Source organism: Streptomyces tendae (genome assembly GCF_014650435.1).
Classification (GTDB): Bacteria; Actinomycetota; Actinomycetes; order Streptomycetales; family Streptomycetaceae; genus Streptomyces; species Streptomyces tendae.
Map to the genome: position 1 here is coordinate 438,882 of NZ_BMUY01000008.1, position 8,853 is coordinate 447,734.

Below are 8,853 nucleotides of genomic sequence, written 5' to 3' on the forward strand. Positions count from 1 at the left end.
CGCCGCCGGCAGCCGTCCCCCCCGCTGTCGGCGGGCAGCCGTGCCGCCCCCCGGCCGCTGCGGGCAGTCGTGCCGTCCCCCCCGCCGCCGCTGCGGGCAGTCGTGCCGCTGGGGCGGCACGGGTGGGCGCAGCGGCACGCCCGCAAGCGCCGGGCCGCGCGACCGTCTCCCCAGCACCAACACCGGGTTCAAGGTGGGCCACCCGCACGGGCCCCGCCCCGGCGGTACCCTGACCAGCACATCCACACACGCCCCACCGCCCCCGAAGGGAACCCCCATGCCGCTCGAAGCCGGCCTCCTGGAGATCCTCGCCTGCCCGGCCTGCCACGCCCCCCTCAAGGAGCAGGACGCGGAGCTGATCTGCACCGGCCAGGACTGCGGCCTGGCGTACCCGGTGCGCGACGGCATCCCCGTCCTCCTCGTCGACGAGGCCCGCCGCCCCGAGTAGCCGCCGCCCAGGCCACCGGCAACCCGGCGACGACCCCGCGCACCCGCGCATTCGAACGAACGCCCCGGCGATCGGAGACCTGCCGCCATGCTCGACGAATCGCTCCTCGACGCCCCGGAGCGCCTCACCGAGGCCGACCGCCGCGGCCTGCTCCGCGGCGCCGCCGAGGCCGGTGCCCGCGTCCGCACCGCCGCCCGGCACGCCGCCGAGGCCGGCGTCGGCAACCTCAAGCCGGACGGCCGCCCCCGCGCCGTACTGATCGCGGGCCCCGGCGCCGCCGCCACCCACGCCGCCGACCTCCTCGGCACCCTGGCAGGCGCCGGCAGCCCCGTGACCCGCCTCGCCCCCACCGGCGTCGCCCCCGCCGCGGGCGCCCTGCGCTGGGAACTGCCCGGCTGGGCCGGCTCCGTGGACCTCCTGCTGATCGCCACCCCCGACGGCGCCGAGCCGGGCCTGTCCCTCCTCGCCGAACAGGCGTACCGCCGGGGCTGCACGGTCGTCGCCGTCGCCCCCGCGGGCTCCCCGCTCAACGATGCGGTGAGCGCCTCCCGGGGCCTGTTCATCCCGATGGCGACCGCCCCCTACGACCACGACGAGCCCCTCGCCGGTGCCGCCCCCGGCGTCCTGTGGGCGCTCCTCACTCCGCTCCTCGCGCTGCTGGACCGCACCGGCCTGCTGGAGGCCCCGCCCGAGGCCGTCGGCAAGGTCGCCGACCGGCTCGACCGCGTCGCGGAACGCTGCGGGCCCGCCATCGTGACCTACAGCAACCCCGCCAAGACCCTGGCCTCCGAGCTGGCCGACTCCCTCCCCGTCGTCTGGACCGAGGGCACCTCCGCCGGACCCGCTGGGCGTCGCTTCGCCGCCGCCCTCGCCGAGCTGTCCGGCACCCCCGCCGTCGTCGCCGACCTGCCCGAGGCGCTCGCCGCACACAGCGCCCTGCTCGCCGGGCGACTCGCCGCAGGCGCCGACCCCGACGACTTCTTCCGCGACCGCGTCGAGGAGCCGGCCGCCCTGCACGCGCGCGTGGTACTCCTCCGGGACCGCCCCATCGGCGGCCTCACCGCCGCCCCCAACGCCCGTGACCTGGCCCTCGGCCACGACACGCCGATCAGCGAACTGGAACCGGAAGCGGGCGGCGAACTGGAGACCCTCGCCGAACTGATCGCCATCACGGATTTCGCCGCCGTTTACCTGGCGCTCGCCTCGGGAGCCTGACCCCGGCGCACCATCGCCCACGCACACGCACGCACCGGCAGAGAGAGCTCATGGACCGCCTCGACAACACCGTCCGCCCCTACGCCTGGGGTTCCACCACCGCGATCCCGACCCTGCTCGGGACCGAGCCGACCGGCGAACCGCAGGCGGAGATGTGGATGGGCGCCCACCCCGGCGCCCCCTCCCGCACCGGTCGGGGCACCCTCGCCGAGGTCGTCGACGCGAACCCCGAGAAAGAACTGGGCGCCGCCTCCGTGGCCAGGTTCGGCCCCCGGCTGCCCTTCCTCCTCAAGCTCCTCGCGGCCGGCGCCCCGCTCTCCCTCCAGGTCCACCCCGACCTCGCCCAGGCCAGGGCCGGTTACGAGGACGAGGAGCGCCGGGGCGTCCCTCTGGACGCCCCGCACCGCAACTACAAGGACGCCAACCACAAGCCCGAACTGATCTGCGCCCTCACCGAGTTCGACGGCCTGTGCGGCTTCCGCGCCCCGGCCGACACGGCCGACCTGCTCGACGGCCTCGGCATCGCCTCCCTCAAGCCGTACGTCGACCTGCTGCGCGCCCACCCCGAGGACGCCGCCCTGCGCGAGGTCCTCACCGCGATCCTCACCGCCGACCCCGAGGAGATGTCGCGGACGGTCACCGAGACCGCGGTCGCCTGTGACCGCCTCGGCGGTGCCTACCGGCCGTACGCCGACATCGCCCACCACTACCCGGGCGACCCCGGCGTCCTCGCCGCGATGCTGCTCAACCACGTCCGGCTCCAGCCCGGCGAGGCCCTGTACCTCGGCGCCGGCATCCCGCACGCCTACCTGAACGGCCTGGGCGTCGAGATCATGGCCAACTCCGACAACGTCCTGCGCTGCGGGCTCACCCCAAAGCACGTCGACGTCCCCGAACTCCTGCGCATCGTCCGCTTCGAGGCGGGCGACCCCGGCATCCTGCGCCCGGAGGCGTCCCCCGACGGCGAAGAGGTCTACGACACCCCGATCGACGAGTTCCGCCTGTCCCGCCACGTCCTGCCCGAGGGCTCCGGCGCCCACGACCTGACCCTGCCCACCCCGCAGATCCTGCTCTGCACGGCGGGTACCGTACGGGCCGGCGAGCACGAACTCGCCCCCGGCCGCTCCGTCTTCGTCCCCGCGCACGAAAAGGCCGAAGTGTCCGGAAGCGGCACGCTCTTCCGGGCCACCGTGCGCGTCTGACGCGGGGCTGAGGGGCGCACGACGGGGCATCCGGCACCTCGGGGCCCGCGCGGGCTGCAACAATGGCGCACCGCAAAGGCAGGGCAAAGCCGGCCACAGTTGAAGTCGAAGGGACAACGCGACACATGAGCGCGTCAGGCGGTACCAGGGCGATCGTGGCGGCACTGCTCGCCAACCTCTCGATCGCGGTGGCGAAATTCGTGGCGTTCCTCTTCAGCGGATCGTCGTCGATGCTCGCCGAGTCCGTGCACTCCCTCGCCGACTCCGGCAACCAGGGGCTGCTCCTCCTGGGCGGCAAGCGGGCGCAGCGCGTGGCCACCCCGCAACACCCCTTCGGCTTCGGCCGCGAGCGCTACATCTACGCCTTCCTCGTCTCCATCGTGCTCTTCTCGGTCGGCGGCATGTTCGCCCTCTACGAGGGCTACGAGAAGATCAAGCACCCGCACGAACTGGAGCACTGGTACTGGCCGGTGGGCGTCCTGGTCTTCGCGATCATCGCCGAGGGCTTCTCCTTCCGGACCGCCATCAAGGAGTCCAACCCGCTGCGCGGGAACAAGTCCTGGAAGGAGTTCGTCCGCCACGCCAAGGCGCCGGAGCTGCCGGTCGTCCTGCTGGAGGACCTCGGCGCCCTGGTCGGTCTGATCCTCGCCCTCGGCGGCGTCGGCCTCGCCCTGCTCACCGGCGACGGCGTCTGGGACGGCATCGGCACCCTCTGCATCGGCATCCTGCTCATCCTGATCGCGCTGGTCCTCGCCGCCGAGACCAAGTCCCTGCTGCTCGGCGAGGCCGCCGGCACCGAGGTGGTCCAGCAGATCGAGGCCGCGGTCGTCGCCGGCGACACTGTCACCGGCATCATCCACATGCGCACCCTCCACCTCGGCCCCGAGGAACTGCTCGTCGCCGCCAAGATCGCCGTCCGCCACGACGGCACGGCCACCGAGATCGCCTCCGCGATCGACGCCGCCGAGTCCCGTATCCGCGAGGCGGTCCCGATCGCCCGCGTCATCTACCTGGAACCGGACATCTACAGCGAGGCCGAGGCCACCAAGGGCCCCGACCCCGAGGCGACCCCCGGCGGCCCGACCGCCCCGCCCGCAGCCCACTGACCGCCGCCCGGCGCCCGTCATCACCCTGCGTGAACGTCCGGAAGTGTTCGGAGGCGGACTGGGGACGGCGGGCGCCCGCGGTGTAGCTTGGGACGGAGCCAGACGTCGCTGCTGATGGCGGTCGGGCGGTCCACGACGGACCGGCCGAGGGAGAGAGGGCCTCCGACGGACTGCGCTGCGCGTACGCGGGCATGCCTGTGTCCTCTTCTGGGCACCCCTGTGTCCGCCGCCGCGCAGGTCAGCCGTACCCACCTCGACCCAACCCGAGGAGCAGCCCGTAATGACGACTGTCGACAACCGACAGGACTTCAAGGTCGCCGACCTCTCCCTGGCCGCGTTCGGCCGCAAGGAGATCACCCTCGCCGAGCACGAGATGCCGGGCCTGATGGCGATCCGCAAGGAGTACGCCGAGGCCCAGCCGCTCGCCGGCGCCCGCGTCACCGGCTCCCTGCACATGACGGTGCAGACCGCCGTGCTCATCGAGACCCTGGTCGCCCTCGGCGCCGAGGTCCGCTGGGCCTCCTGCAACATCTTCTCCACCCAGGACCACGCGGCCGCCGCCATCGCCGTCGGCCCGAACGGCACCCCGGACAACCCGCAGGGCGTCCCGGTCTTCGCCTGGAAGGGCGAGACTCTGGAGGAGTACTGGTGGTGCACGGAGCAGGCGCTGACCTGGCCGAACACCCCCACCGGCGGCCCGAACATGATCCTGGACGACGGCGGTGACGCCACCCTCCTCGTCCACAAGGGCGTCGAGTACGAGAAGGACGGCAAGGTCCCCTCGATCGACACCGCCGAGTCCGACGAGCACCGCGTCATCCTCGAGCTCCTCACCCGCACGGTCAGCGAGACCCCGCAGAAGTGGACCCAGCTGGCGTCCGAGATCCGCGGTGTTACCGAGGAGACCACGACCGGTGTCCACCGCCTGTACGAGATGCACCGGGACGGCACTCTGCTGTTCCCGGCGATCAACGTCAACGACGCGGTGACGAAGTCGAAGTTCGACAACAAGTACGGCTGCCGGCACTCCCTGGTCGACGGCATCAACCGCGCCACGGACGTCCTGATCGGCGGCAAGACCGCCGTGGTCTGCGGTTACGGCGATGTCGGCAAGGGCTGTGCGGAGTCCCTGCGCGGCCAGGGCGCCCGGGTGATCATCACGGAGATCGACCCGATCTGCGCGCTGCAGGCGGCGATGGACGGCTACCAGGTCACGACGCTGGACGAGGTCGTCGACAAGGCCGACATCTTCGTCACCACGACCGGCAACAAGGACATCATCATGGCCTCGGACATGGCCAGGATGAAGCACCAGGCCATCGTCGGCAACATCGGTCACTTCGACAACGAGATCGACATGGCCGGCCTCGCCAGGACCCCCGGCATCGTCAAGGACGAGGTCAAGCCGCAGGTCCACACCTGGACCTACCCCGACGGCAAGGTGCTGATCGTCCTGTCCGAGGGCCGTCTGCTGAACCTGGGCAACGCCACCGGTCACCCGTCGTTCGTGATGTCCAACTCGTTCGCGGACCAGACCCTGGCCCAGATCGAGCTGTTCACCAAGCCCGACGAGTACCCGACCGACGTCTACGTGCTGCCCAAGCACCTGGACGAGAAGGTCGCCCGGCTCCACCTGGACTCCCTCGGCGTCAAGCTGACCACGCTCCGCCAGGAGCAGGCCGACTACATCGGCGTCAAGGTCGAGGGCCCCTACAAGGCGGACCACTACCGCTACTGAGTCACCGGTTCCTCCGAGGCAGGCCCCCGCACCCCCGTGCCGGGGGCCTGCCCCATTGGCGCCACGTCCGCATCAGCGGCCGGACCAGCCCGTCACCACCCAGGACTCCCATGCCCCGCGGCCGTTATTCGCTCCACGATCCGCACGACCACACCCCCCTCGCAGAAGAACACTTCCAATGCGCCCCCGGCCCCTCCGGCTGGCGCTACGTCTCCCGGCTGACCACGCCCACCAGCGCCGACCACGGGTCCGTCGACCTCGCCCTCGACGACCTCGGCCGCCCCATCCGCCTCGAACTCCGCGCCGCCGACTGGCAGGTGCGCGGCGCCGCCATCGACGGCGTCACCTGGGTCCGTACCGACCCCACCGGAATCCACGCCACCGAAGGCAATGCGCGCGCCCACGCCTTCACCGGCACGTCCCCGGCCTTCCTCGTCGCCGTGACCCGCCTCCTGCGCCTCACCCCCTCCGAATCAGCCACCCGCGTACGCCTCGTCGCCCTCACCGACCCGGTCCTCGCCCCCCGCACCGTGGACCAGTCCTGGGCCTTGCTGAACAGAGAAGCACACGCCACTGACAGCGGCCCCCTCACCGTGGACGAATACCAGGTCACAGCCCTGGACACGGGCGAGCAGCACTCCGTGCACATCGCCGGCGACGTCGTACTCGCGGCCCCCGGGATCGAGCTGGAGGACCTGGAGACACCACCCTCCGTGTTCCCGTGAGAGGCGTCGGACGGACGCCCCTACGCCGGCGGCACGAACCCGGTCCCGGGGCGGCCCTCCGGCGCCGCGTCCCGCGGCACCTCTGGGCGGTCACCCGGTGACGGCGGGGGAGGCGGCGCCGTCGGCGGGACGAACGGCGCAGAGGGCTGGGCGGCCGCCGCAGGAGCCCCCGGCGCCCCCGGCACCGACCCGGCGGCTCCGTCAGCCGCCGCGGTGCCGCCGAACGCCCGCCATGCCTCCCGGGCCTGCCGCTCCTGCAGCACCGCCGCCAGATACGCCGGCGGCGGAACCTCCCGCGGCACCGGAGCACCCGTGCGGGCCGCCACGTCGCCGGCGAGCCGTTCGGCCATGGCCCAGCCGACGCGCGGATCCAGTTGCCCCGTCCGCGCCAGGTACTGGCGGACGGCGAGCCACAGATCGTCGGGCACCGCGGACAGGTCGAGCCCCGAGAACCGCCCCGCCAGCCAGGGCGGAGGCGGCGGTATGAAACCCGCCGACGAGAACGGCACCCGCTCCCGCACGACCAGCGTGCCCGCGAACACATCACCGAGTCGGCGCCCCCGCGCCGACACCAGCGAGGCGATACAGGCGATCACCCCGAACGTCATGAGGATTTCGATCACCCCGATCAAGCCCCGCACCAGCGCGTGCCGGAACCGGATCGGCCCGCCGTCGTCCCGCACCACCCGCAGCCCGCACGCCATCTTCCCGAGCGACCGCCCATGGCTCAGCGTCTCCACGGCGATCGGCCCGCCCACCAGGACGAGGACGAAGGTCGCGATCGTCAGCGCGGTCTGCGCCGCCCCGTCCAGCGACGAGGTGGACGCCACCAGCGCAATGGTGACCGCCACGTAGACGGCCACGGCCACCACCAGGTCGAGCAGGACGGCCAGCGCCCTGCTGGGCAGCCGCGCGGGACGCAGCTCCAGCGTCACCGCCTCGCCCGTCACCAGCTCACTCACGCCCGCCGCCCTTCCCCTGAATGCCCCCGTCCCCGCCAGTCTGCCAAGCTGAGGGCGCACTGCGCCGCAGTACGACAAGCTGATCCACGACGAGCCGCCGACGATAGCCGAGGAGCAGGCACCCCGATGGACCTCGACGTCTTCGTCTCCGCCCACCGCGCGGAGTGGGACCGCCTCGACGCCCTCCTCCGGCGCCGGCGTCGGCTGACCGGTTCCGAGACCGATGAACTCGTCGCCCTCTACCAGCGCACGGCCACCCACCTGTCCCTGATCCAGTCCAGCGCACCCGACCCGCAGCTGACCGGACGGCTCAGCCAACTGGTGGCACGCGCGCGCAGTGCCGTGACAGGCACCCGACGCGCCTCCTGGCGCGACGTCACACGCTTCCTGACCCAGCAGTTCCCGGCGGCCGTCTACCGGGCCCGCCACTGGTGGGTCCCCACCGCCCTCCTGTCGACCGCCGTCGCCGCCCTCCTGGGCTGGTGGATCGGCACCCACCCGGAGGTGCAGTCCACCATCGCCGCACCGAGCGAACTGCGCGAGCTGACCCGCCCCGGTGGTCAGTACGAGACGTACTACTCGAGCAATCCGGCGGCCTCGTTCGCCGCACAGGTCTGGACGAACAACGCCTGGGCCGCCGCGCTCTGCCTCATCCTGGGCGTCTTCCTGGGGCTGCCCGTCATCTGGATCCTCTTCCAGAACATGCTCAACCTCGGTGTGGGCTTCGGCCTGATGTCGTCGGCCGGCCGCCTCGACACCTTCCTCGGCCTGGTCCTGCCCCACGGCCTGCTCGAACTGACGGCGGTGTTCGTCGCCGCGGGCACCGGACTGCGCCTGGGCTGGACCGTCATCGACCCGGGACCCCGTACCCGCCGCGTCGCTCTCGCCGAAGAGGGCAGGGCCGCCCTCGGCATGGCGATCGGCCTGGCCCTCGTCCTCTTCGTGTCCGGCGCCATCGAAGGCTTCGTCACCCCGTCCGGCCTGCCCACGTGGGCGCGGATCACCATCGGCGTCGTCGCCGAGCTGGCCTTCCTCGCCTACGTCTATGTCCTGGGCGGCCGTGCCGCTCGCGCCGGCGACACGGGCGACGTCGAGGCAGCCGAACGCAGCGCCACCGTGCCAACGGCCGCCTGATGTGCATCCACCCCTGGTGAGCTGCTAGTGTCCTCTTCGTTCCCGCCCGAGCCGTTGACACGGAGCGAGCGGGGAGGTAGATTCGAACAGTTGCCTGGAGACGGGTTCACCCCAGAGGGCAACAGTGAACATCTATCAGCTTCTCCGAATCACTGAATTCGACGAAGCACTCTCCCGATGAATCGGAAACGAACAGCCGGTAAGACCGGCTCGGAACTTCTGATAAAGTCGGAACCGCCGGAAAGGGAAACGCGAAAGCGGGAACCTGGAAAGCACCGAGGAAATCGGATCGAAAAGGATCTGATAGAGTCGGAAACGCAAGA

General features: G+C 72.0%; 8 protein-coding genes. 7 read left to right on the forward strand and 1 reads right to left on the reverse strand.

The window, feature by feature from the left end:
• Positions 1-277 precede the first annotated feature (277 nt).
• The 6 genes from IE258_RS23175 (at position 278) to IE258_RS23200 (ending at position 6,434) form a co-directional block, all read left to right on the forward strand.
• Complete coding sequence (locus tag IE258_RS23175) at positions 278-448, forward strand: Trm112 family protein (RefSeq protein WP_007450268.1); 171 nt, start codon at positions 278-280, stop codon at positions 446-448.
• An 87-nt stretch (positions 449-535) separates the two neighbouring features.
• A complete protein-coding gene (locus tag IE258_RS23180) occupies positions 536-1,663 on the forward strand; it encodes an SIS domain-containing protein (RefSeq protein ID WP_159326943.1) in 1,128 nt (375 codons plus the stop codon).
• Between the two features lie 50 nt (positions 1,664-1,713).
• Complete coding sequence (gene manA / locus IE258_RS23185) at positions 1,714-2,865, forward strand: mannose-6-phosphate isomerase, class I (protein WP_189746387.1); 1,152 nt, start codon at positions 1,714-1,716, stop codon at positions 2,863-2,865.
• Between the two features lie 125 nt (positions 2,866-2,990).
• Positions 2,991-3,971 (forward strand): cation diffusion facilitator family transporter, encoded by a 981-nt coding sequence (locus IE258_RS23190; protein ID WP_189746388.1) that lies wholly within the window; start codon positions 2,991-2,993, stop codon positions 3,969-3,971.
• 280 nt (positions 3,972-4,251) lie between these two features.
• The gene (ahcY, locus tag IE258_RS23195) at positions 4,252-5,709 is read left to right on the forward strand and encodes an adenosylhomocysteinase (protein ID WP_189746389.1); all 1,458 of its coding nucleotides are present in this window, start codon (positions 4,252-4,254) and stop codon (positions 5,707-5,709) included.
• 110 nt (positions 5,710-5,819) lie between these two features.
• Positions 5,820-6,434, forward strand: a complete 615-nt coding sequence (locus tag IE258_RS23200; RefSeq protein WP_189746390.1) for a hypothetical protein — start codon at positions 5,820-5,822, stop codon at positions 6,432-6,434.
• 20 nt (positions 6,435-6,454) lie between these two features.
• On the opposite strand, the gene IE258_RS23205 is transcribed toward IE258_RS23200, so the two are convergent.
• Complete coding sequence (locus IE258_RS23205; protein ID WP_189746391.1) at positions 6,455-7,396, reverse strand: RDD family protein; 942 nt, start codon at positions 7,394-7,396, stop codon at positions 6,455-6,457.
• A 126-nt stretch (positions 7,397-7,522) separates the two neighbouring features.
• On the opposite strand from IE258_RS23205, the gene IE258_RS23210 reads away from it, so the two are divergent.
• On the forward strand, positions 7,523-8,530 hold the full coding sequence (locus IE258_RS23210) for a stage II sporulation protein M (RefSeq protein WP_127896858.1): 1,008 nt from the start codon (positions 7,523-7,525) through the stop codon (positions 8,528-8,530).
• The last annotated feature ends 323 nt before the right edge of the window (positions 8,531-8,853 follow it).

Excerpts from the sequence above, each read along its gene's own strand:
- IE258_RS23175 (WP_007450268.1), top strand. The coding sequence starts at position 278 with ATGCCGCTCGAAGCCGGCCTCCTGGAGATCCTCGCCTGCCCGGCCTGC.
- IE258_RS23200 (WP_189746390.1), top strand. The coding sequence starts at position 5,820 with ATGCCCCGCGGCCGTTATTCGCTCCACGATCCGCACGACCACACCCCC.
- IE258_RS23190 (WP_189746388.1), top strand. The coding sequence starts at position 2,991 with ATGAGCGCGTCAGGCGGTACCAGGGCGATCGTGGCGGCACTGCTCGCC.
- IE258_RS23210 (WP_127896858.1), top strand. The coding sequence starts at position 7,523 with ATGGACCTCGACGTCTTCGTCTCCGCCCACCGCGCGGAGTGGGACCGC.
- IE258_RS23180 (WP_159326943.1), top strand. The coding sequence starts at position 536 with ATGCTCGACGAATCGCTCCTCGACGCCCCGGAGCGCCTCACCGAGGCC.
- manA (WP_189746387.1), top strand. The coding sequence starts at position 1,714 with ATGGACCGCCTCGACAACACCGTCCGCCCCTACGCCTGGGGTTCCACC.
- ahcY (WP_189746389.1), top strand. The coding sequence starts at position 4,252 with ATGACGACTGTCGACAACCGACAGGACTTCAAGGTCGCCGACCTCTCC.